Origin of the sequence: Arcticibacter tournemirensis, assembly GCF_006716645.1 — a bacterium.
Taxonomy (GTDB): domain Bacteria; phylum Bacteroidota; class Bacteroidia; order Sphingobacteriales; family Sphingobacteriaceae; genus Arcticibacter; species Arcticibacter tournemirensis.
In genome coordinates this window covers 4,735,352-4,757,014 of record NZ_VFPL01000001.1, presented here as the reverse complement: position 1 = coordinate 4,757,014, position 21,663 = coordinate 4,735,352, and the positions used below count along the sequence as shown (strand labels likewise).

The following is a 21,663-nucleotide window of genomic DNA, read 5'->3' as shown; positions in this document are numbered from 1 at the left end:
TAACTACAGTACAACCAGAGCCAATATTAGTTTTAATAAGAACAATACGTCCTATAGCCATCCTTTCTTTTTAAACCAGAAATAGATAGCTATCGTTATTGCTATCATTACAAGCATGACGGTGGGGTAACCATATTTCCAATCAAGTTCGGGCATAAAGCGGAAATTCATACCATATATTCCTACGATAAAGGTAAGCGGCATAAAGAAGACCGAGAAAATGGTAAGCACACGCATCGTTTCATTGGTTCGCTGTGAAGAAGTCGAGAAGTATGCATTGAGTAATTGATTGATATTATCATACAGACTGTCGTAGACGTTCTGAAGTTTTATATATAGATCGCGCGTATCCCTGGTGTTTACATTGCCGCCGTCTTCTGTATCTACATTATCGATAATATCATAAGATAAGATCAGCATCCGCCTTACAAGATCAATCTTACGGCGTAAATAGTATAGGGCTTTGAGAAGAGAAACTTTCCTGCTTCTCAGAAACACATTCTCCTCATAATAATCGATCGCCTTTGCGATTTTGGCTGAAGGCTTGTCGTATGTGCTTAAGCAGCTTTTGATAAGCATATTAAGCAGCTGTCCCGTGGTTTTACACTTATACAGACGTAGTGCATCAGCAAGCTCTGTAATTAAGCTTTGGTCTAATCTATGGATAGTGATAATATAATCCGCAGAGTAAAAGATCGCTATTTTATCTGTCAGCTCCTGCACTGTATCTGCCTCGAGTTCCTGCTGTTCTGCATAAATTCTGAATATGATAAAGGAGTACCCATTTACCTTTTCATATTTCGGAAGATGGTCAGCCTGGAGGCAATCGTGCACAGAGGCTTCGTGAAGTTTAAATCTTGCAGCAACCTGTTGTAATTCTTCGTTTTGAGGTTGTGATAGGTCAAACCATTCAAATCCGTCTTCTTCTTTGGTTGCAATTTGCTTAAACATTTCTCTAAAATAGTAATAATGACATTAAACAAGGAAAGTGTTTTTTTAGACTTGGACTTGGTATTCAAGTTGCTGTCTTCTTCTTATGAGAATTGCCGGCTTTTTGGATATCGATTTCAGATATCCGATATCCAATTTGTAAATTGCCTCCCTCTTAGAATTCATAAAATGACATATCAGGATAAACTTGCCGGAATACGCAGTCAAATGGAAAAAGATCAGGTAGAAGCCTATATCATTCCTTCTGCAGATCCGCACATCAGTGAATATGTGCCCGACCGGTATAAATGTATCGCTTTCACCTCCGGGTTTACCGGCTCGGCAGGGACACTGGTTATTACACACGACTTTGCGGGTTTGTGGACCGATGCGCGTTATTTTGTTCAGGCTGAAGAGCAGTTACAGGATAGTGGCTTTCAATTGGTGAAGTTACAGGCTCAGGCTACACCAGAGTATATTGCCTGGCTGACCGGGCGCTTAAATGAAGGAGCAACCGTAGCATTCGATGCTAATCTGATATCCATTCAGCTGGCTGAACTGCTCGAAACGGAACTTGCCTTTGCCGGTATCAAGATAAGCAGCGATAAAGATTACCTCAGTCCTGTATGGGAAAACCGACCTGGCTTGCCGACGGAGACTGCTTACTTGCTTCCTGATACTATTACCGGAAAGACTGTTTCGTCCAAGTTGGAAGAAGTAAAGGCTGCCTTATCTAAATATCGCACGCATTATCATCTCATCTCTTCTCTGGACGACATTGCGTGGTTGTTTAACATCAGGGGGAGTGACGTGAAATGTAATCCCGTAGTCCTTGCTTTTGCCTTATTGAAGCCAGAAGGCACGAGTCTTTATATCGATGAAACGAAGCTTAGCGCACAGGAGAAAAGCCAGTTGACAGAATGCGGAGTGGAACTTGAGCCGTATGGTGGTGTTTCAAATGCACTTGCATCAATTCCTGCCGGCTCTTCCATTCTGGTAGACCCTAAGCGAAACTGTTTTGCTCTTTATCAACAGATCCCACAATCAGTAAAGGTGGTATTCGACACCAATCCGAGTACCAATTTTAAGGCATTAAAAAACGCAACTGAGATAGCTAACACCCGCAGAACCATGATTCGGGATGGCGTAGCCTTAACGCGTTTCTTTAAATGGCTGGACGAAAATATTGGTAGAAGCAGGCTTACAGAAATATCTGTAGCAGAACGTCTATATCAGTTCAGGGCCGAACAGGAAGATTTTGTAGGTGAAAGTTTCGATACTATTGCCGGATATAAAGAACATGGTGCGCTTCCTCATTATAAAGCTACCCCTCAGAGTGATGTTGAACTGAAAGCCGATGGACTTTTTCTTCTCGATTCGGGCGGACAGTACAAAAGTGGAACGACAGATATTACAAGGGTGGTTTCCCTGGGAAATATTACGGATGAAGAGAAGATAGACTATACGCTTGTATTAAAGGGTATGATAGAAGGCTCTACGGCTCGTTTTCCTAAAGGAAGCAAAGGATACCAGATCGACGCCATAACAAGAAAACCCTTATGGGATCATGCCCGTAATTACGGACATGGTACAGGTCACGGGGTAGGTTATTTCCTTAACGTACACGAGGGGCCTCAGATATTTAATCCCTCAAACTGGCCTGTGGAAATAGAGCCCGGAATGATCACTTCTGTTGAACCGGGTATTTATCGTCCTTTTAAATATGGTATCCGGATTGAGAACCTTGTACTAACGGTAGTTGACGAGATCAGTGAGTTTGGAGAATTCTATACGTTTGAAACGCTGACGTTATTTGTTATCGATACAGCGCCGGTTAAAAAAGACCTTCTTCAGCCTCATCATATTGAATGGCTCAATAACTACAACGAGGAGGTTGTGGCAAAGTTAGGGCCTCTTCTGGACGAGGAGGAGCTTCGCTGGCTCAAAGAAAAGGCGAAAGCAATCTAGTGTTAAGTTATACGTAATAAGTTATACGTTTTAAGTGCAAAGCAGCTAAAGATAGTAGCTCATTTCCATTTTACCTTTAGCATAACACCAGCTACTTTCAGGAATGCTATACCGAACGATATAGCGTTCCTGAAATATATTTACTGATCAAAGTCCTTGTCGTTGTCGAGGCTAAGATCATCTTCGTTATAAATATGGGCTACGTCTTCGCCTTGTAGTTGAACTTTAACATCTTTTGAGCCGTCTTCCTGATCTTCTTCTACTGTGGCCTTTCCCTGAGGCGTGACCACTTTATCTCCGAATTTATACTTTGCCATAGCTTTACTTTTTTATTAAAGGGTATGTTTACGAAATAACAGGCCATATGAGATTTCGTTTGACACGACTCGGCATATAATCCATTTTGGGTCAAATATCGCGAGTTTCGGTCGATCTTTTTTATTTGGAAATGAGTGATTTAATTATATATATTTGATATCATTTTAATATCAAATACTAACATGAAAACTGAAAAAATAGTACCCGGATTAAACGGCTATCTGATCATTTCGATCTTTCTATTTGTTGCATTAGCACTGTCTGTTTTTTATTACAACCGGCCCGAGATTCTGGTCCCTGTACTGGTGCTGCTCTTTTTGATTGTTGTCACGGGTTTGGTAATTGTAACGCCGAACAATGCAAAGGTGCTGCTCCTTTTTGGGAACTATAAAGGAAGCATTAGCCAGAGCGGATTATTTTGGGTAAATCCATTTTATCGGCGCATTGGTATATCTCTCAGGGCCCGAAACTTCGAAAGCGAGAAGATTAAGGTGAACGACAAATTAGGCAACCCTATTTTGATCAGTGTTATCCTTGTATGGAAAGTGAAGGATACCTTTAAAGCTTCATTTGAGGTGGATAATTACGAGAACTTTATAAAGGTACAAACCGATTCTGCGGTAAGGAAACTTGCAGGCAGTTTTCCTTATGATCATTTTGAGGACGAGCGGGCCACCATCACTTTGAGCACGAATTTTGACGATGTAAATATGGCGCTGGAGCAGGAAATAGTTGATCGTATGGAAATGGCAGGAATCGACGTAATAGAAGCACGTATTGCATATCTGGCCTATGCTCCTGAAATTGCACATTCCATGCTGCGCCGTCAGCAAGCTTCGGCTATTGTTGCAGCGCGTCATAAAATAGTAGAAGGGGCAGTTGGAATGGTAGAAAGTGCGCTGACCCTTCTTTCTGAAAAGCAGATTATTGAACTTGATGAAGAAAAAAAGGCAGCAATGGTAAGCAATTTAATGGTGGTGCTTTGCGGTGACCGGGAGACACAGCCTGTTGTAAACGCGGGAACATTACATCAATAATTATGGGGGAAAAGAAGTCATTTGCATTAAGGATAGATGCAGAAACGATGAAGGCAATCGAAAAGTGGGCAGCGGATGAGTTTCGTAGTGTAAATGGCCAGATCGAATGGATGTTGCACAAAAGTTTAAAGGATGCAGGCAGATTAAAAAAGGAAGGAAAAAAAAAGGACGGCCTCTGAATTGGTCGTCCTTTTACTCAACTGTTTTCAAGCTATCACTCTATTGAAGCTGCCACTTGCCGGTCAGCTCTCTTTTTCCGGTAATTGTTAAGGTTAATAAGCAATACGCTTCCTAAAATAACAACAAGTCCGATTACCTGAAGCCCCGAAACTGTCTCATTAGCGAAGAACACGCCTAAAAGTACGGCAATAACAGGGTTAACATATGCATAGGTACTGACCTGGGTTGCTGGCCGTACCTGCAACAACCATACATAAGCGCTGAACGCCGCGATGGATCCCATCAAAATAAGGTAGATCAATGCTAGCCAGCCTTCTGCAGGAACCGTCTCCCATTTCATATTCTTTAATTCGCCTGTAGTAATGCATCCGGGTATAAATGCAATTCCAGCAGCGATCATCTGCCAGGAGGTATTAGTCATTGCCGACCCGGCTTTTGAATTGTATTTAGAATAAAGCGAGCCTCCCGACCACGCAACAGAGGCAATTAACAATAGAAACAGATTCAATAGCTTATTGTCATCAGCCGAACTCTGAAAAGAGTCGCGCACCTGATCCCAGAAGAGGAGTATCACTCCGGCAAAACCTGAAATCAAGCCCGTAATGGTGCTCTTGCTTTTGATGTTTTCCTGCCATTTTGGTCTGTCTAACAATACAAACCAAACAGGTGCTGAAGAAACCATTATAGCAACCATTGCGCTGGGAAGAAATTGTTCTACCCATATAACCAGGCCATTTCCGATAAATAGAAGAAGCAGTCCGGTTATTGCAGCCGTTAATATATGTCTCCATACAAATACCCTCTCTTTTCGCAATATGCTCCAGCCGAGCATCAGTATTCCAGCTGTTAAAAACCTGATTGAACCCATCAGGAAAGGAGGTATATGATGTACTGCTTGCTGAATAAAAAAGTAAGTAGATCCCCAAACGATATAGACTGTAGTAAATGCAAGTATCACCAGCAGGGCGGGCGCATGTGGTTGTTTTGTCGCAGACATAGTTTATCGTTCTTACCCGGCCAGGTTCTGACGGTCAGGAGTTCGGCGAAGGTAAAAATTATTCTGAAAATCCTTAGTTGTTGGTGAGGGCCTTTTTGTTCTTTCTAATGTATTTTACTTTTAGCTCACACAAATCTTCTTTTTCATATAAGGAGAAGAATTGCTCGTCGAGGCTCTTTAACTTATCAGTAATACCTTCAGCTTTGTATGTAGAGTTTGCTTTTTTTATCAGACTTGCCAGGTGAGAAGCCTGTATAGCTTCAAATGCTTTTTCTGCCTCCTCTCCAAGCCTCCCTGCGGTACTTGAATAAAATTGTGCGAATCCTCCATTATTCACTTCTGCTTCAACCTGTGATATGATATAAATGGTACGCAGCTGCTCCGGTTCTTGCATCAATACTTCGTATTCATTACTCAACCGTTTATTCATTTTAGATCTGATATAATCGGTAATGATCTGGCTAAGTTTATTGTCGGGTGCTGAATCTATAACGTCAGGGGTGAGATTGGTATAAATGGTTCTGTTCTTATATTCTTTGGCCGACTCCAGAACCTGTCCTGCTAAACCACCTTCAAGACCTGATGAGTCTGCAAAATATTGGGCCCGAACAATTGTACTGCAGACGCAACATATTCCTGTCAGGAGGACTATAAACCGAAATTTTATGAGAATGCCTTGTAATCGCATGGTTTATAATTAAGGGTATGCAATATACAAAGCTTTTAAACATAAAGAAGAATTTAAATGAATCGAGCTTTCGCGGCATTAAGGCACCGATATCTTAACAGAGGTCATAGTAAGAGAGCCGCCTACCGCCTTGTCATTGAAAAAGGAAACGTTATCTTTTGGTCCTTTTAGCCCGAGTGTGTAAAGGAGAGGCAGGTAATGTTCGGGCGTTGGGATTGCCATTTGAGCTTCCGGCCCGAGGCTCTTATAATTGACAAGGGCACCGAAGTTGTTATCATGTATAAGTTCCTTAAACTTATTGTTAATATGCAGCGTCCAATCATAACCACCGCCGTTGATCATCTCCCACGACATTAGTCGTAAGTTGTGCACCATATTGCCACTTCCCAGAATCAGCACCCCTTTTTTCCTTAGCTCGTATAGTTCAGATGCAAGGCGGTAGTGATACTCGGGCCCCTTTGTATAATCAATACTTATCTGCAGGACCGGGATGTTCGCATCCGGATACATGTGCCTCACTATGGTCCATGCTCCATGATCCAGTCCCCAGTCGTGATCCTGAAATACAGCGGTCGATTTAACAAGTGATCCTAGTTCTGCTGCCAGTAGAGGATTGCCCGGGGCGGGATATTGAACTTCATTCAAAGCAGGTGGAAAGCCCCTGAAGTCGTGAATCGTTTCGGGAAAATCCATTGCGGTAACGTGGGTGCCTTTTGTAAGCCAATGGGCGGAGATCACGATCACCGCTGAGGGCCTGGGGATTTCCGTTCCCATAAGAGCCCATGTGCGGCTAAATTCATTATCCTCAATGCCATTCATGGGAGAACCATGCCCGATAAAGAGTACGGGCATAAGTTCAGACTGTAATTCCAATCCCTTTGTTGCCTGCTTAAAGATAGGTGATTCCATTTTTTTTTCTTAAAATGCTTTCAGGATCACGGTTTCCCAATGATCCTGATCGCTCCTATAACAAATTATAACCCTGACTTAGCTTTTCTGTTGAGCGAACTCCAGTTTGAGTTCAATCGTTACATCTTTCCCTACGGTAGCACCTCCCGCTTCGGTAAGGGCGTTCCATTTAAGATTATAGTCAAACCGGTTAATCACTGTGGAGGCTTTAAATCCAGCTTTGGTATTCCCATATCCGTCTTTTGCTGTACCTCCGTATGTTACATTGAATTTAACGGGTTTTGTTACACCGTGCAAGGTAAGATTGCCGGTAAGAAGATACTTGTTGCCGCTGAGCTTTTTAAAAGAAGTGCTTTTAAATGCCATTTGCGGGTATTTATCAGCATCAAAAAAGTCGGGCCCAAGAAGGTGTTTGTCGCGATCACTATTTTCTGTGTCAATACTTTTAACGTCAATATTAAACGTAATAGCCGAATTATTGAAGTCGGCAGATTTGCTGGCGATCATACCTTCGAAGTTTTTGAATTGTCCCTCCACTTCGGATATAACCAAGTGAGAAACCGAAAACTTTACGGTTGAATGGACCTTGTCAGCGGTCCATTTTGTTTGTGCAAATAGTGCTGTGTTCAATAAAAGAACGGCTGCGGATAAAATAATTTTTTTCATGTCTTTGAGTTAAAATCTATAACCAAAGGTATACAGCAAATATTAGCTGTGCATTGACATGAAATAAGAAATGGCATTGATCCAGATCAATGAAATGCCGCAAAAGGCCTATGTTTCATTTTGTTAATGTTACCTGCTTGCGTATCCTGCTAAGTGTTTCGGGAGTAATTCCCAGGTACGAAGCGATCATATGCTGAGGTATCCTTTGAATAATGTCGGGTTGAGCCTTAATCAGAGAGAGGTATTTTTCTTCGGCACTTTGGCATAGCGAGCTTACCAATCTGCGTTGCGTCGCGATATAATTGTTTTGAAGAAGGATACGGAAATAACGTTCGAGTGAGGGAACACGATCAAAAAGCCCTTCCCATGCTTGTTTGCTGATCAGAAGAATCGAACTGTTTTCAAGTGCCTGAATGTTGTAGACAGTTGGCTCGCCTGTGAGGAAACTGAAATTGTCTGTTATCCACCATCCCGAAAAGGCAAACTGAATAGTAAGCTCCCCATTCTTTTCACCCGAAGCAAACATTCTTAAGGCGCCTTCATTAACGAACGCCAGATTTCGTGCCACGTCATCCTGCTGCAATAAGTATTGGTGCTTGCGGAGCCTTTTAGAAACAAATGCTTCTTTGCAGATTTTGAATTCCTCGTCTGTCAGAGATACTTTTTCCCGGATCTTCTGATGTAACAACTCATACATTACTCAAAGATACGACAAAATCAGAGCGACGCTGCTTTTAATGTAGCAAGGAGACTATTCCCTTGATACAATTGCAGCGCTCCCTTGTCTATGGTGTAGCGATCTGCTTTTTCCAGTATTCTGAAGAAACTGTTTTCAATGTCGAGATGATCACAGGCCATCTTCGTGCTTATAATACCCTCGATCTTCAATGTATTCGTTTTTGAAGTATAGGTACCACCGAAGCCGTTGCAGCCTCCTTTTCCATGAATCTTACCCGACGTGCTGTCAAACTCGATGTAGCTTTCTGAATGGGCAGCCGATTTTCCATCAACGGATACTAAATTCCAACGCTTACCTTCTAAGCCTGCGTTTTCTTGTTTTATTTTTTTTGTAGCACAGGCCGTTAATACAGTGATGCAGATTAGAAGAAGGAAGAGGCTGTGTTTCATAGATTGTCTCATGTTTGATTTTTTTAACTTAAATGATTTAAAGTACTACGACTACAGAGAAGAGATAATAACAGACAAGGGTGAATAATGTTAAATATTGTTAATTGAAAGTGATGCTGGCCTTTGGATGCCCTGATTATCTGGCAGATAACTTTCAATCTGGATGAAGGACAGAATGAATGCTTCACTCGTACTTTTATGTTTAGTAAATTTGAGCTATGAAAACGCTAAAAAGAATAACATTTGCCGCACTTTTGTCAGCAGGAATACTTTTAAGTGTGCCGGCTGGTGCGCAACAAAAGGAGTTGAAGAAAATCGAAGCCTCAACCACAGTTTTGAAGGATTTTGGCGCCATGAAGGAATCTATCCCTTCACAGTTGCTTGAGATAACGGAAGGAATTATAATTATTCCAAAAATGATCAATGCCGGTCTGGTAGTTGGCGGTAAGCGGGGAAAGGGCATTGCGATGGTTAAAGGGGCCGGGGGAGTATGGAGCGATCCGGTATTTATAACGCTCACAGGCGGCAGTTTTGGGTTTCAGGCTGGAGTGCAGGCGGTTGATCTGGTTCTGATATTCAAGCATAAGGAAAGCCTGATGAATATAACTAAATCGAGCTTCACCCTCGGTGGTGATATTTCTGTAGCCGCAGGACCATTAGGCCGGAATTCCACGGCAAGTACTGACTACAAGCTGGAAGCAGAGGTATATTCCTATTCCAGAAGTAAAGGCCTCTTTGCGGGCATCAGTCTGAATGGCGCCGCTCTGGAAATTGACGATAAGGCAGCCGCTGATTTTTATGGAGAAGAAGTTAGTTCTACCACCTTGTTCAAAGGAGCTTCGAAAACTAAGTCGGGCGAGGTGTCTGCTCTCAAATCGACCTTAAGTCACTTGTACGATTAAAAATAATAGTAATTTACTCATGGAACTTCACGAGCCGGCAATTGCATACAATAAAGGAAGGATGACTGTTAATGAGTATCTCGATTTAGAGAATGTTTCATCCGAAAAGCATGAATACTACAATGGAGAGGTATTTGCAATGGCTGGTAAGGGAAGGAGGCATAATGTTATATTTAAGAACATATACGGCGAACTGGCATACCGTTTGAAAGGACACAGGTGTCAGCCTTATGGAAGCACTCTTCGCATTCATATTCCTCAGAATTCCTCGTATACCTATCCCGACATATCCATTCTTTGTAAAAGCCTTACAGAGCAGGGCGATAATGAGCCTGTTTCAGGGCCGACAGTTCTGATAGAGGTATTATCGCCTTCAACCAAAAGCTATGATAGGGGAGTGAAGTTTAAGTTGTACAGGGATATTCCAGAGTTGAGGGAGTATATCCTTATAGATTCTGAATCTGTTAACGTGGAGAGATTTTGTATTAATTCTAACGGCAACTGGGAATTACATGAACATAACACTTCTGATGCACAGTTAACTATCCAGACGGTTGGAATTAAGTTGTCATTAAAAGAAATATACGAAGGCATAGAGCTTTAGAATTGAAAAGAGGAAAGAGCTTACGGTCGTCCCGCAGTTTCTTTCCTCTTTTAGTAATCAGCTTTCCGTTTTTAACGTTAACCTTTCACCTTTTGGCTTTCACCTTTTAGCTTAGTTTTGCCTTTAAGTTCTGATCGATAGCTTCAAGGAATTCTTCTGTGTAAAGATAATCTGTGCCATGCTCTACTTTTGGTTTAATAGTGATGGCAAGGTCCTTAGTCATTTTTCCGCTTTCTACAGTTTCAATACATACCTGCTCTAATGCGTGGCAAAAATCAATCAGTTTCTGATTATTATCGAGCTTTCCGCGGAATTCAAGACCTCTGGTCCATGCAAAGATAGAAGCAATGGGATTCGTAGAGGTCGGGTTTCCTTTCTGATGCTCCCTGTAGTGACGGGTAACCGTGCCGTGCGCTGCTTCTGCTTCCATTGTTTTACCATCGGGTGTAACTAAGGTTGAAGTCATTAATCCCAGTGATCCGAAGCCCTGAGCAACAGTGTCCGACTGAACGTCGCCATCATAGTTTTTACATGCCCAAACAAAGTTGCCGTTCCATTTTAATGCAGATGCAACCATGTCGTCTATCAGGCGATGCTCATAAGTGAGGCCTTGTTGATCGAATTCGGCTTTGAACTCCTGTTCGTAAATCTCCTCGAAAATGTCCTTAAACCGGCCATCGTATTTTTTCAGGATCGTATTTTTTGTAGATAAATATAAGGGCCATTTTTTCATTAAGGCCTGATTGAAGCACGCCCGGGCGAAACCTTTGATCGACTCATCGGTGTTGTACATAGCCAGAGCAACTCCATCGCCTTTAAAGTTAAATACCTCGAATGATTGTTCTTCGCCTCCATCTTCAGGAGTAAAAGTAATCGTTAATTTTCCTTTCCCTTTAGTGACAAAATCTGTTGCACGGTATTGATCGCCAAAAGCATGACGGCCAATACAGATAGGAGCAGTCCAGTTTGGAACCAGGCGGGGAACGTTTTTCATTACGATCGGCTCACGGAAGACAGTTCCATCAAGAATATTACGGACAGTTCCGTTAGGCGACTTCCACATTTGTTTCAGATTGAATTCTTTTACACGTGCTTCATCGGGAGTGATAGTGGCGCATTTGATGCCAACACCATATTGTTTAATTGCGTTAGCTGCATCTATGGTAACCTGGTCGTTTGTTTCGTCGCGGTGTTCGATACCAAGATCATAATATTTAATATCAACATCGAGGTAAGGAAGAATAAGTTTGTCCTTGATGAATTTCCAGATGATACGGGTCATTTCATCGCCATCCAGCTCTACTACCGGGTTAGTTACTTTAATTTTTTGTATAGACATAGTTTGAATTTGATTGAGTACTTGTTCTGTTTCCCAAAGATATAAACTAAGATGAAATTGTTTTACATTCAATTTTACCTCAGAAGGTTCATGAAAAGTCGCAACTTCTCCCTTCCTTGCCTCTGGGGGACAGTTTTAAAGAAGAAAATATGAAGTGACGGTGATGTTTGAATAAATGTAATCGCAATTTTATTACAAACATTTAACAGTATTTTTTCCTTTTATATATAAATAAATCTGAATGATATGAGTAATAAGGATAAGTTCTATCCCGGGTTTAATGATGAGAACCTCGATAGAGATAAACGAATGAGAGAGGATCTGAAAGGTGAAGTATCTAAGGATGACCTTTCATATAATGCAGAAAGCGATAGTTTTGAGATTGATGTAAATAGCGAAGATGAGGATTATGATCATCCTGATCCCTATAATACGGCGGCAAAGAACGGAACTGATTTCGATTCGGATTATGATGAAGCAAATTTAACTGCCGTAGACGAGTATCGCCGTGTTAATGATGATATAGAGCCGGAAATAGAAGAGTACGGAATGCACATTGACAGCGGTAAAATAGCTAAACTGAGTGACGCAGATGAGGCTCTCGCCCGAACTCCTGAAGACGACCGGGACGATCTTGATGAAGAGGGATATCCTAAGAATGATGCAGCCGATCAGGATGATAATGAATATCTGAAATAGTTTTAAAGAGTATCAGGTATCAAGATACAAGTATCAAGATGGTCCAAATCGCCCCTCGATCCAGATACTTGATACTTGTGTCTGGATACTTTTCTTATCCTATTTCAAGATTAAACCTTCTCCGGAATTCTTCCAATTGAGGGTTTTTTCCAGCCATGTGCTGGTATTTTTCATGAGCGGTATATAAACGCTTTTTATCGCTTTTTTCTGCGTGGCGCGTTACGATATCAATACCGAAATTCCTGAGTTTGACTCTTAGGAAGTTAAGCAAGTCTATTTTTTCAATAGCTAAAAGATTATCCTGGATGCGGTTCTCTATGATAACTTCTATTTGATAGTTATCAAGCAAAACCGGTGCATTGGATGTCATCAAAGTAAAAAGGTTAATTTTTCCTAAACGCTTTACTTCTTCAGCATACTCGTTCCAGCGCTCAAGCATCTGGTCTCCGTTAAAGCTTTCTCTGCTGTCTCCCGAAATGTACTTTGGAGCGTCATCCTCGGCGACTTCCGACTTCGCACCCAGGTCGTTCAAATTAGGGATAATTGAGGGGGCCGCTTTAAGAGGCTTAATAACGATCTTCGTTCTTTCTGCTTCCACAGGCGGATTTACAACGGTTTCGGACGTATTTATAGGTGCCGGAATCGCTGTGCCTGTTTGCACCGGATCTGAGATCTTTATTGCGGTGTTTTCGGAGAAGTGTTTCTCTTTTTCTGTAATGGGTTCTTTTATAGCTTGTTGTGTGTTCTGGTGGGTCGTGTTTTCCTTTTGCTGAGAAGTGTTTACTGTTGTATCAGGTTTTTTTTTTAATGCTTCTGTTTGTGCAGCAGCTGATAAATTTAAAGCTGAAGATATATGGCAAACCTTTATCAGGGAGAGTTCAACCTGCAGCCGCTGATTCTTGCTGTTCTTATAGTTCAGATCGCACTGGTTTACAATATTCAATGCCGACAGCAGGAATGAGCTGGAGGCTTTTTGTGATTGTTCAAGGTATTTTTGGCGGATACCTTCACTCACTTCAAGTAATTTTAAAGTAGAGTTATCTTTACCTACGAGGAGATTCCGGAAATGCGAAGCAAGACCGGTGATGAAATTATTTCCATCGAATCCGTTTACCAGTATCTCATCAAAAATAAGGAGAGTAGAGGCAACATCTTCTGCAAGCAGGCTGTCGGTAATTTTGAAATAGTAATCGTAATCCAGTATATTCAGATTGTCGATGACCGCCTTATAGGTTACGTTCCTGTTTGAAAAGCTCACTATCTGATCGAACATAGACAATGCATCTCTCAATCCTCCGTCGGCCTTTTGCGCAATAAGGTGCAAACCGTCGGCATCATAGGTTACATTCTCCTTCTTCGAAATAGAAGTAAGGTGACGGGCCATATCTTCTACTCTGATCCTGTTGAAATCGAATATCTGACAACGCGAAAGAATGGTGGGTAATATTTTGTGCTTTTCTGTAGTGGCCAGAATGAAAATAGCGTAAGATGGCGGCTCCTCCAATGTTTTAAGGAAAGCATTAAATGCAGCCTGAGATAACATGTGAACCTCATCTATTATATAGATCTTATATTTACCTGCCTGTGGCGGGATCCGAACTTGCTCAATAAGACTCCGTATATCGTCAACAGAATTATTCGATGCAGCATCCAGTTCGTGAATGTTGAAGGAGTTGCCGTTTTGAAAGGAGCGGCAGGAATCGCATACGCCGCATGCTTCTGTTTCGGGACCAAGATCCTGGCAGTTGATGGTTTTTGCGAGTATGCGTGCACATGTGGTTTTACCTACTCCACGCGGACCGCAGAATAAAAACGCCTGTGCAAGCTGATTGTTCTTTATAGCGTTTTTAAGAGTATTGGTAATATGTTGCTGGCCTACAACGCTTTCGAACGTCACCGGACGATATTTTCTCGCCGACACTATAAAATTATCCATCGGCACTAAGATAGGAAGAAGCCTGTGGATGTGCAAGAGGGAAGAATAGATCAGGTAGCGGGTTTCAAGTATCAGGAATCAAGACACTAGTATCAAGAATCAAGTCACAAGTATCAGGGGGTAAGGATTACCAGATGCATAGCAAGAAAGTTATGGGTGTAGATATTTAAGAGATGAGCGCTATAGGTGGCAAATTATACACAGACTGAGGGTTGAGAAGTAAAAAAGAGTTACATTGGGTTTTGAGCTTGGTTCTAATTTCTTGCATTCTCTCTTGATACTTGTGTCTTGATACTTGATACTTATAGATATTATTCCTACATTTGCGCTCCCTTAACAGGGATAAATAATTGAAAATTAATTAATAAAATGCAACAGTACGAAACAGTAATCATTCTGACCCCGTTGTTATCTGATGATGCTGCAAAAGAGGTAATTACCAAATTTCGCGGTGTACTTACAGATAACGGAGCCGAGATTGTTCATGAGGACAATTGGGGTTTGAAGAAACTTGCGTATCCTATTCAGAAGAAAACTACAGGATACTATCACCTAACTGAATTCAGGGCTCCGGGTGAATTAATCAGCAAACTGGAGGTTGAATACAAACGTGATGAGCGTATCATGCGTTTCTTAACCGTAGCACTCGACAAACATGCGGTGATCTACAACGAAAGAAAACACAGCGGTGCTTTCCAGAAAAAAGCTAAACCAGAAACATCAACTGAGGAGGTAGCAGGATAATGGCAAGAGAACAAATTCAATACGTTACTGCCCCTAAAGTAGAGGATACACGTAAGAAATATTGCCGTTTTAAGAAAAACGGAATCAAGTACATTGATTATAAAGATGCTAACTTCCTTTTGAAGTTTATCAACGATCAGGGTAAAGTATTACCACGCCGTTTAACCGGAACTTCTCTGAAGTTTCAGCGTAAAGTTGCTCAGGCAGTTAAACGTGCCCGCCATATTGGTATATTACCTTATGTTACTGACTCATTAAAATAAGCGGAGGTAAAGCAACATGGAAATTATTTTAAAACAGGATATTAAAAACCTCGGCGAGAAAGACGATGTAGTAAACGTTAAGCCTGGTTATGGACGTAACTACCTTATTCCAAAAGGCTTCGCTGCTTTAGCAACAGAGTCGGCAAAGAAGGTGTTAGCGGAAAACTTAAAACAGGCACAGTTCAAGCAGGAAAAGATCAAGAATGATGCTCTTGCGGTTGCTGCCCGTTTAGAAGGTGTTAAGCTTACCATTGGCGCTAAAGCTGGTGAAAGTGGCAAGATCTTCGGTGCTGTTAATACCATTCAGGTAGCTGACGCTCTTAAGAGAGAAGGATTTGAAGTTGACCGTCGCCGGATCACTTTTGAAACAGAACCTAAATTTGTTGGTGAATATGTAGCCAACCTTAATCTTCATAAAGAAGTGAAAGTACAGGTTCCTTTTGAAGTTGTAGCGGAATAACGTCAGCAGATATTATTTAAAAAAGGCGCTCTTTTCAGGGCGCCTTTTTTATTTTTGTGCCAGAAATGTCCAGGAAAAATCGAAAGCCTTCCCGAAGTACCTCAGTTAAATGGTTCCCCAATTTATTAAGGATAGTAAAAAAGGTAATATTGTATTTCTTTTCCTTATCAATCCTGTGGGTGATCGCCTATCGCTTTATCAACCCACCGGTAACATGGCTAATGCTCCAGCGAGGGTTCGAACGTAAGGCCGATGGCAAAACGTGGAAGCTGGAAAAGGAATGGCGTGATTTCAACGAGATGTCGGATAATTTAAAATATTCGGCCATAGCGGGCGAAGATGCTGGTTTTATGAATCACTGGGGTTTCGATCCTAATGCCATACAAAAAGCCTACCTTAAAAATAAAGCCGGTAAACCTATGAGGGGAGGTAGTACCATTAGTCAGCAGACAGCCAAGAACGTTTTTCTATGGCCCGGGCGGTCGTGGCTTAGAAAAGGTTTTGAAGCGTATTTCACCGTTCTTATCGAAGTGTTCTGGAGTAAAGAACGTATTCTTGAGGTTTACCTGAATGTCATAGAAATGGGCGATGGAATTTATGGAGCTGAAGCAGCTTGTCGGGAATATTACAATAAATCATCTGAGCGGTTAACGAAAAGACAGGCGTCGCTCCTCGTTGCTGTATTTCCTAATCCGAGAAAGTGGACGCCTAAGCATCCCACCAGGTATATATTGTATAAAAGCTCTCTTATTCGTAGAAATATGCGAATTGTAAGAAAGCAAGCGTTCGATTAATTCAAAAGTAAGCTATAAAGGTACTCAACATGTTCGGGCATAGCTTCGTCGATTAACTCAAGCGGAGCTATATAGATTAAATCGATAATGAACATTTTATGAAACACTCTGCTGAAAGAAGCGCGAATGCCAACTTTCTTTGAAAGGAACTTCCCAGGAGGAATCTAATTCTTTTTTTGTTTGCACTGTATTATTAAATACAACGGTATTCTCGTTGATCACCCCCTGCTGCAACAGTGCTTCGAACTCACTTCTGCTGCAGGAGACCACCTCATTATCTTTACGGTATGCCATATTAAAACGGTCAAAGAGATTTACCCCGAATTCCTGCTCAATCTGTCGGATGATATTGGACGATTTGTCGATCGAGCATCCGCTTGCAGCCGTTACCGATTCGTCTACCATCAGGATCACGAAGCGACCATAACGAATTTCATATCCTGAAGCCAGCTTATGTCCGTGTGCGTCCCATCCCTTAACAAAATCGCCTAATACCTGTTCTATCCGGCTTTGTTCGGGCCCGTTAAAAGGCCTGTTTGCCTGATAGATCCATACTCTCGAATTTTCAGAAATTTCCATATTGCAAATCTACGAATTTCTTAATTTGGTGCTCTTGTTATTTAAGTCCTGTATGTTTTCTCTTTGTAAAAAGCGCGCGGCAGTTTTCCTTATAAAAACGGGATTGATTTTCTGCATTGTCCTCTTGTCCGGCTGGAAAAGAAGTGTCTCTGATCAACAGACGATCGAATGGATCCATCATTGTATTGCAGGACGTTTTAATGCATCTGAAGGAACGAAGCTAAAAAAGTGGGAGCTAAATATTAGCGAAGTGGGTTTTCTCCGTTTAAGGAAATATTACCCGAACGGTAAACAGGAGTACTTTTCGTTTAATTTGTCAAGACTGAATGCCATGACTTATCTCGGTACTGTCGGCTCAGGATATATCATATTGAAAACGAAAGCGGATGATATTATCGTGCAGACTTATAATGACCGGAAAGGAAATGTTGATTCAATGGCGACATCGCTGAAACTTCCTGTAGTAAATATGGAGCCAGAGCAACTTGATACTCTGAATCGTTATTTAGAAAGTTTTAAGCAGGATCGGATTGAATAGAAGGGATTTTGAGGAAAAGTGCTTTTTATGAACGATTTTATTTTGTTGATAAGATTCTAATTATCAGCTTAGAATGTAAGATCCGGTAAAAAGGGTTCATTTTTTTTTAAAAAATGTTTTAATAAACCGAAAAAGAATCTATTTTTGCAGTCCCAAACAACGGGATGGTATCATAGCTCAGTTGGTAGAGCAAAGGACTGAAAATCCTTGTGTCGCTGGTTCGATTCCAGCTGATACCACAAACCTCAGAGAAATCTGAGGTTTTTTTATTCAGGGAGTTTAGCTCAGCTGGTTTAGAGCACTACCTCGACAAGGTAGGGGTCACTGGTTCGAACCCAGTAATTCCCACATAATTTCTGAAGATACATCTCTATCCCGCGTATTTCTTTTTCCATTCCATTGGTGCGACCCCTTCCAGGTTGCTGAACCATCTGCTTACATGACTAATCTCGGTAAAACCAAGTTCAAATGCTATCTCTTTAACGCTTAGGTTAGCAAGGAGTAACTGCTTGAACCGCGAAAGCTTTCGCATCTGTATTTCTTCTGATATAGTATTGCCACTTCCGACCTTGAATTTTCTGTTCAGCACCTTTACCGACAGGTTAACGTGCTCTGCAACGGTGCTGGTTTTTAGGGTACGGTGTATGTTATTAGCAATAAAAGAGATTGCCTTAGATACATCAGGATCGCTGTTAACAATGGTATCTGTTGAGGTCCTTTCAATGACTTCCATAGCCTCCGTAAAGATTATCTCTTCTGGAGGTTTCTGTCCCTCCATCATGCAGTTCAATTTGCTGCAAATGGCGTTTGCTGTTTTTATATGATTGCGACGAATACTCGAAAGATTAGGGTGGGTAATATTACAGAGAAGTTCATCATTGTCGATTCCGAGCACGGCGATTTCATGAGGAACCTTTATCCCGGCAGCTGAGCACGAATTGATAAGTATCTGGCCGAAGTCGTCATTACAACATAGAATTCCTACGGGTTTAGGTAAATGCTTCAGCCAGTTTTCGAGCTCGTCGAAGTTGTGCGACAGAACATCCGCTTCATCTCCTTTCAACGAATATTCGTAAAACTCGCCACCGTAATCCAATGTCATTTTTTGGAAGTTGCTCTTTCTTTCTTCTGACCATTCCAGACCCTCAATACCGAAAAAGGCAAAAATCTTAAATCCCTTTCCTATGAAGTATTCTGCCGCAACATGTGCGTCGGATACATAATTCCCTTTAACATAAGGAATCTTTTTTACCAGATTCACTGATGTTGTTTGAATGATTGGAATATTCATTGCGATGAGATCGGGAACGTTTTCTGCAAATTCCAGAATACATCCATCCGGTTTTACCTGCTTTATTATGCCCAGATCGTTTCTTTTTTTATTGTTTTTAAGAAAGTAGGCAGGCTCAAAAATGATGTCCCAGTGAGATACACTATTGTTGTAAGCATAAATGCCACGGAGCAGATCGCGACTATAGCCGCGACTGGAATCTAAATGAACTAGTACTTTTTTTCTTGGCATGGGGGGTAATAAATGGCGGTAAAATAGCCAAAATAGGCTTTATTGAATATAGAGGCGTACCTAAATTTGAAAAAAAAATAAAATGAGTTCAGCTATAACGATCCGCGACTACAAATTGTATAAGGCGACAGCGACACTAAAGAAGCCGATTGCCGATGCAACGCATACACTGCATGAAATTTCCTTTCTTGTTTTACGCCTTCGGCTCGATAACGGCGTTGTTGGCGAATCGTATTTATTGTCCTTTCAATATTCGCCGGAAGCAATACGGGGAGCCTTTAGAGACTTACTGCCTCATGTAAAGGGCTTCGCGGTGAACGAGATGGGGCAAGTATTTAACAAGCTCAATAATTTATCTGAGTACTTTGGCAACCAAGGTATTAATCGTTGGGCACAGGCAGCTATTAACATTGCTATGTGGGATGCCTGGGGGAAATATTTGAACCAACCCGTAGGTAAACTTTTGGGAACGTACCGCGATAAATGTTCAATCTATGGAAGCGGCGGCTGGATCTCATACTCTATCGATGAATTGATTGAAGAGGTATCGGGATATAAAAGCAGAGGTTTCAGCGCCGTGAAAATTAAAGTTGGATCGGCAGACTGGCGAACCGATGCTGAGCGGCTAAAGCTTGTACGCGAGGCTGTAGGCAACGGCATAAATATTATGATGGATGCTAATCAGGGTATGACCCTTCCTGCTGCCATTCAACTTGCAAATGCCGTTAACGATCTCGATATTTTTTGGTTTGAAGAGCCCTTGAATCATCAGGATTTCGACGGGTATCAGTCGCTCAAACAGCATACAGGCATTTCGCTGGCCATGGGAGAAAGGGAATATGATACATTGCCGCTGCTTCAGCTGCTCCAGCGAAAGGCGATTGATATCTGGCAGCCTGATTTGCTCAGAATAGGCAGCGTGGAGGCTTGGCGCGAAAGTGCTGCACTTGCAAATAGTTACCATGTTCCGGTTCTTCCTCATTACTATAAAGATTACGATGTATCGTTGGTGTGTTCCATTCCAAACGGACTTGGAGTTGAATCATTCGACTGGATCGACCCCTTGATTGATGAACCGATGCTTGTAAAAGATGGCTTCGCCTTCCCCAGGCAGGGCGCCGGTTGGGGATTTAATTTTATAGACGATTGCTTAACCGAAATAAAACTATGAGTTTAGATGCATTTTCGCTGAAAGGAAAAGTTGCTTTGGTAACGGGAGGGGGCACCGGTATCGGACTGGGAATAAGCAGGTCGCTGATTCTGGCAGGCGCCAGAGTAGTGATTACCGGGAGGCGGGAGGAGGTTTTGAAAACTGCTGTTGCGACACTCGGCGAACAGGCATCATATGTGGTTTTTGACGTTACCTGCAAAGCCAGGATTCCGGATATGCTGACTCAAATATCGAAAGAGTTTGGCAGTATTGACATTCTTGTAAATAATGCAGGAGTGCATCTGAAAAAGTTTGCACAGGAAACTACGGACGATGAATTTGAATATATTCTTCAAACTAATCTTTTGTCGGTCTTCGCTCTTACACGGGAATGTGCAAAACAAATGATAGCACAAAAAAGCGGTTCCATTATATTAATTGGCTCTATGGCGGGTATATTCGGAATAGACAGGGTTGTTGCGTATGGCACTTCTAAAGCCGCTCTCACCGGTTTAATGAAGAATCTGGTGACGGAATATTCCAAGTATAACGTCAGGATTAATACCATTGCTCCCGGCTGGATAGAATCTCCGATGTTTCTGAATGCAATAAGCTCAGATCCTGAAAGAAAAGAGAAAATAACTAACCGGATTGCCATGCCTGGCTTCGGTTCTCCTGAGGACATTGGTAACGCAGCAGTATTTTTAGCATCACAGGCAGCCAGGTATATTACCGGGGTTTTGCTGCCAGTTGATGGAGGTGCAGTGGTGAATTTTTAATGAAAATCTGAACGTTGATGTATATAGTTTGATTATACAAGCATGAAGATCGAGTGTAACCTTGGAAAGCGACTAGGAGTATAAGGAGTATCAAATCAAATTGTTATCTTAGCTTTGTATAGCAATGGCAGAAAAAGGCGATCGTTACACATTTACTTCCATGAAAGTGGACGAGATTCTCTGGAGATGGCAATGGCGCCTCGACGAGAAGACCAGGAAATATGAACCTCATCATATCGTACCCGCTTGTATAAACAGCGCATGCAGGCAATCCCCTTTACGGAACATCAGCAACGCTGAATACAGAACTAAATATATTTGTGAAAGTTGTGGCCTGGAATATTGTGATATAAACCATCCTGAATTAATCAAGGAAATGATTGAATATCAATACAAATAATAAGGGAACGCCGTTCTCACCCCTAACTTATCCGTCAATTTGATTCTCTGTTCTGATGCCTTCCTTTAAAGAATATTGTCTTTGTCTTTAAACTAATCCGGGGAAAAGAGATCAATATACCCAGAACGGATAA

26 protein-coding genes and 2 tRNA genes are annotated in these 21,663 nt (G+C 41.7%); 16 read left to right on the top strand and 12 right to left on the bottom strand.

The window, feature by feature from the left end; all coding sequences use genetic code 11:
* Positions 1 to 51 precede the first annotated feature (51 nt).
* On the bottom strand, positions 52 to 951 hold the full coding sequence (locus BDE36_RS19810) for a magnesium transporter CorA family protein (protein WP_141816243.1): 900 nt from the start codon (positions 949 to 951) through the stop codon (positions 52 to 54).
* A 168-nt stretch (positions 952 to 1,119) separates the two neighbouring features.
* On the opposite strand from BDE36_RS19810, the gene BDE36_RS19805 reads away from it, so the two are divergent.
* The gene (locus BDE36_RS19805) at positions 1,120 to 2,898 is read left to right on the top strand and encodes an aminopeptidase P family protein (protein ID WP_141816242.1); all 1,779 of its coding nucleotides are present in this window, start codon (positions 1,120 to 1,122) and stop codon (positions 2,896 to 2,898) included.
* A 140-nt stretch (positions 2,899 to 3,038) separates the two neighbouring features.
* On the opposite strand, the gene BDE36_RS23820 is transcribed toward BDE36_RS19805, so the two are convergent.
* On the bottom strand, positions 3,039 to 3,215 hold the full coding sequence (locus BDE36_RS23820; RefSeq protein ID WP_161973377.1) for a hypothetical protein: 177 nt from the start codon (positions 3,213 to 3,215) through the stop codon (positions 3,039 to 3,041).
* Positions 3,216 to 3,398: 183 nt separating this feature from the next.
* Between BDE36_RS23820 and BDE36_RS19800 the strand changes: the two genes are divergently transcribed.
* Both BDE36_RS19800 and BDE36_RS19795 read left to right on the top strand, forming a co-directional pair.
* Positions 3,399 to 4,253 carry an SPFH domain-containing protein gene (locus tag BDE36_RS19800; RefSeq protein ID WP_128768527.1) on the top strand — a complete coding sequence of 285 codons (855 nt, stop codon included), beginning with the start codon at positions 3,399 to 3,401 and terminating at the stop codon, positions 4,251 to 4,253.
* A 2-nt stretch (positions 4,254 to 4,255) separates the two neighbouring features.
* On the top strand, positions 4,256 to 4,432 hold the full coding sequence (locus BDE36_RS19795) for a type II toxin-antitoxin system antitoxin (RefSeq protein WP_128768526.1): 177 nt from the start codon (positions 4,256 to 4,258) through the stop codon (positions 4,430 to 4,432).
* 35 nt (positions 4,433 to 4,467) lie between these two features.
* On the opposite strand, the gene BDE36_RS19790 is transcribed toward BDE36_RS19795, so the two are convergent.
* The 6 genes from BDE36_RS19790 to BDE36_RS19765 form a co-directional block, all read right to left on the bottom strand.
* A complete protein-coding gene (locus BDE36_RS19790; RefSeq protein WP_141816241.1) occupies positions 4,468 to 5,430 on the bottom strand; it encodes an EamA family transporter in 963 nt (320 codons plus the stop codon).
* A 73-nt stretch (positions 5,431 to 5,503) separates the two neighbouring features.
* A complete protein-coding gene (locus tag BDE36_RS19785; protein WP_141816240.1) occupies positions 5,504 to 6,118 on the bottom strand; it encodes a DMP19 family protein in 615 nt (204 codons plus the stop codon).
* 78 nt (positions 6,119 to 6,196) lie between these two features.
* Positions 6,197 to 7,027: a 4,5-DOPA-extradiol-dioxygenase gene (ygiD, locus tag BDE36_RS19780; protein ID WP_141816239.1), complete on the bottom strand. Its 831-nt coding sequence runs from the start codon at positions 7,025 to 7,027 to the stop codon at positions 6,197 to 6,199.
* A 78-nt stretch (positions 7,028 to 7,105) separates the two neighbouring features.
* Complete coding sequence (locus BDE36_RS19775; protein WP_141816238.1) at positions 7,106 to 7,693, bottom strand: YceI family protein; 588 nt, start codon at positions 7,691 to 7,693, stop codon at positions 7,106 to 7,108.
* A gap of 115 nt (positions 7,694 to 7,808) precedes the next feature.
* On the bottom strand, positions 7,809 to 8,390 hold the full coding sequence (locus BDE36_RS19770) for a Crp/Fnr family transcriptional regulator (RefSeq protein WP_141816237.1): 582 nt from the start codon (positions 8,388 to 8,390) through the stop codon (positions 7,809 to 7,811).
* Positions 8,391 to 8,410: 20 nt separating this feature from the next.
* Entirely contained in the window at positions 8,411 to 8,833 is a 423-nt protein-coding gene (locus tag BDE36_RS19765; protein ID WP_141816236.1) for an META domain-containing protein, read from the bottom strand.
* Between the two features lie 206 nt (positions 8,834 to 9,039).
* Between BDE36_RS19765 and BDE36_RS19760 the strand changes: the two genes are divergently transcribed.
* Together BDE36_RS19760 and BDE36_RS19755 are read left to right on the top strand one after the other, a co-directional pair.
* Positions 9,040 to 9,723, top strand: a complete 684-nt coding sequence (locus tag BDE36_RS19760) for a lipid-binding SYLF domain-containing protein (RefSeq protein ID WP_141816235.1) — start codon at positions 9,040 to 9,042, stop codon at positions 9,721 to 9,723.
* A 19-nt stretch (positions 9,724 to 9,742) separates the two neighbouring features.
* A complete protein-coding gene (locus BDE36_RS19755; RefSeq protein WP_141816234.1) occupies positions 9,743 to 10,327 on the top strand; it encodes a Uma2 family endonuclease in 585 nt (194 codons plus the stop codon).
* A gap of 106 nt (positions 10,328 to 10,433) precedes the next feature.
* Here BDE36_RS19755 and BDE36_RS19750 read toward each other — a convergent pair whose 3' ends face one another.
* Entirely contained in the window at positions 10,434 to 11,666 is a 1,233-nt protein-coding gene (locus BDE36_RS19750; protein WP_141816233.1) for an NADP-dependent isocitrate dehydrogenase, read from the bottom strand.
* Between the two features lie 246 nt (positions 11,667 to 11,912).
* Here BDE36_RS19750 and BDE36_RS19745 point away from each other — a divergent pair, with 246 nt between their 5' ends.
* Positions 11,913 to 12,365 (top strand): hypothetical protein, encoded by a 453-nt coding sequence (locus BDE36_RS19745; RefSeq protein ID WP_141816232.1) that lies wholly within the window; start codon positions 11,913 to 11,915, stop codon positions 12,363 to 12,365.
* Between the two features lie 94 nt (positions 12,366 to 12,459).
* On the opposite strand, the gene BDE36_RS19740 is transcribed toward BDE36_RS19745, so the two are convergent.
* The gene (locus BDE36_RS19740; RefSeq protein ID WP_141816231.1) at positions 12,460 to 14,301 is read right to left on the bottom strand and encodes a DNA polymerase III subunit gamma/tau; all 1,842 of its coding nucleotides are present in this window, start codon (positions 14,299 to 14,301) and stop codon (positions 12,460 to 12,462) included.
* Positions 14,302 to 14,670: 369 nt separating this feature from the next.
* Between BDE36_RS19740 and rpsF the strand changes: the two genes are divergently transcribed.
* The 4 genes from rpsF (at position 14,671) to mtgA (ending at position 16,562) form a co-directional block, all read left to right on the top strand.
* Positions 14,671 to 15,045, top strand: coding sequence for a 30S ribosomal protein S6 (rpsF, locus tag BDE36_RS19735; protein WP_128768514.1), 375 nt, complete (start codon positions 14,671 to 14,673; stop codon positions 15,043 to 15,045).
* Positions 15,045 to 15,308, top strand: coding sequence for a 30S ribosomal protein S18 (gene rpsR, locus BDE36_RS19730; protein ID WP_109417304.1), 264 nt, complete (start codon positions 15,045 to 15,047; stop codon positions 15,306 to 15,308). The genes rpsF and rpsR overlap by 1 nt, the downstream gene beginning before the upstream one ends.
* A 16-nt stretch (positions 15,309 to 15,324) precedes the next feature.
* Positions 15,325 to 15,768 carry a 50S ribosomal protein L9 gene (rplI, locus tag BDE36_RS19725; protein WP_141816230.1) on the top strand — a complete coding sequence of 148 codons (444 nt, stop codon included), beginning with the start codon at positions 15,325 to 15,327 and terminating at the stop codon, positions 15,766 to 15,768.
* Positions 15,769 to 15,833: 65 nt separating this feature from the next.
* Complete coding sequence (gene mtgA, locus BDE36_RS19720; protein WP_141816229.1) at positions 15,834 to 16,562, top strand: monofunctional biosynthetic peptidoglycan transglycosylase; 729 nt, start codon at positions 15,834 to 15,836, stop codon at positions 16,560 to 16,562.
* A 96-nt stretch (positions 16,563 to 16,658) separates the two neighbouring features.
* Here the strand turns inward: mtgA and BDE36_RS19715 are convergent, their stop codons facing one another.
* Positions 16,659 to 17,141, bottom strand: coding sequence for an ABC transporter ATPase (locus BDE36_RS19715; protein ID WP_141816228.1), 483 nt, complete (start codon positions 17,139 to 17,141; stop codon positions 16,659 to 16,661).
* 103 nt (positions 17,142 to 17,244) lie between these two features.
* Between BDE36_RS19715 and BDE36_RS19710 the strand changes: the two genes are divergently transcribed.
* The 3 genes from BDE36_RS19710 to BDE36_RS19700 all read left to right on the top strand — a co-directional run bounded on the left by BDE36_RS19710 (position 17,245) and on the right by BDE36_RS19700 (position 18,027).
* Positions 17,245 to 17,679 (top strand): hypothetical protein, encoded by a 435-nt coding sequence (locus BDE36_RS19710; RefSeq protein ID WP_141816227.1) that lies wholly within the window; start codon positions 17,245 to 17,247, stop codon positions 17,677 to 17,679.
* Positions 17,680 to 17,845: 166 nt separating this feature from the next.
* Positions 17,846 to 17,918 (top strand) — tRNA-Phe (locus tag BDE36_RS19705).
* A gap of 34 nt (positions 17,919 to 17,952) precedes the next feature.
* Positions 17,953 to 18,027, top strand: a tRNA-Val gene (locus tag BDE36_RS19700).
* A gap of 22 nt (positions 18,028 to 18,049) precedes the next feature.
* On the opposite strand, the gene BDE36_RS19695 is transcribed toward BDE36_RS19700, so the two are convergent.
* Positions 18,050 to 19,201 (bottom strand): DNA-binding transcriptional regulator, encoded by a 1,152-nt coding sequence (locus tag BDE36_RS19695; RefSeq protein ID WP_141816226.1) that lies wholly within the window; start codon positions 19,199 to 19,201, stop codon positions 18,050 to 18,052.
* Between the two features lie 82 nt (positions 19,202 to 19,283).
* Here BDE36_RS19695 and BDE36_RS19690 point away from each other — a divergent pair, with 82 nt between their 5' ends.
* From BDE36_RS19690 to BDE36_RS19680, 3 genes are all read left to right on the top strand, one after another.
* Complete coding sequence (locus BDE36_RS19690; protein ID WP_141816225.1) at positions 19,284 to 20,372, top strand: mandelate racemase/muconate lactonizing enzyme family protein; 1,089 nt, start codon at positions 19,284 to 19,286, stop codon at positions 20,370 to 20,372.
* Positions 20,369 to 21,130 (top strand): SDR family NAD(P)-dependent oxidoreductase, encoded by a 762-nt coding sequence (locus BDE36_RS19685; protein WP_141816224.1) that lies wholly within the window; start codon positions 20,369 to 20,371, stop codon positions 21,128 to 21,130. The genes BDE36_RS19690 and BDE36_RS19685 overlap by 4 nt, the downstream gene beginning before the upstream one ends.
* Before the next feature lie 124 nt (positions 21,131 to 21,254).
* The gene (locus tag BDE36_RS19680; protein WP_128768506.1) at positions 21,255 to 21,530 is read left to right on the top strand and encodes a hypothetical protein; all 276 of its coding nucleotides are present in this window, start codon (positions 21,255 to 21,257) and stop codon (positions 21,528 to 21,530) included.
* The last annotated feature ends 133 nt before the right edge of the window (positions 21,531 to 21,663 follow it).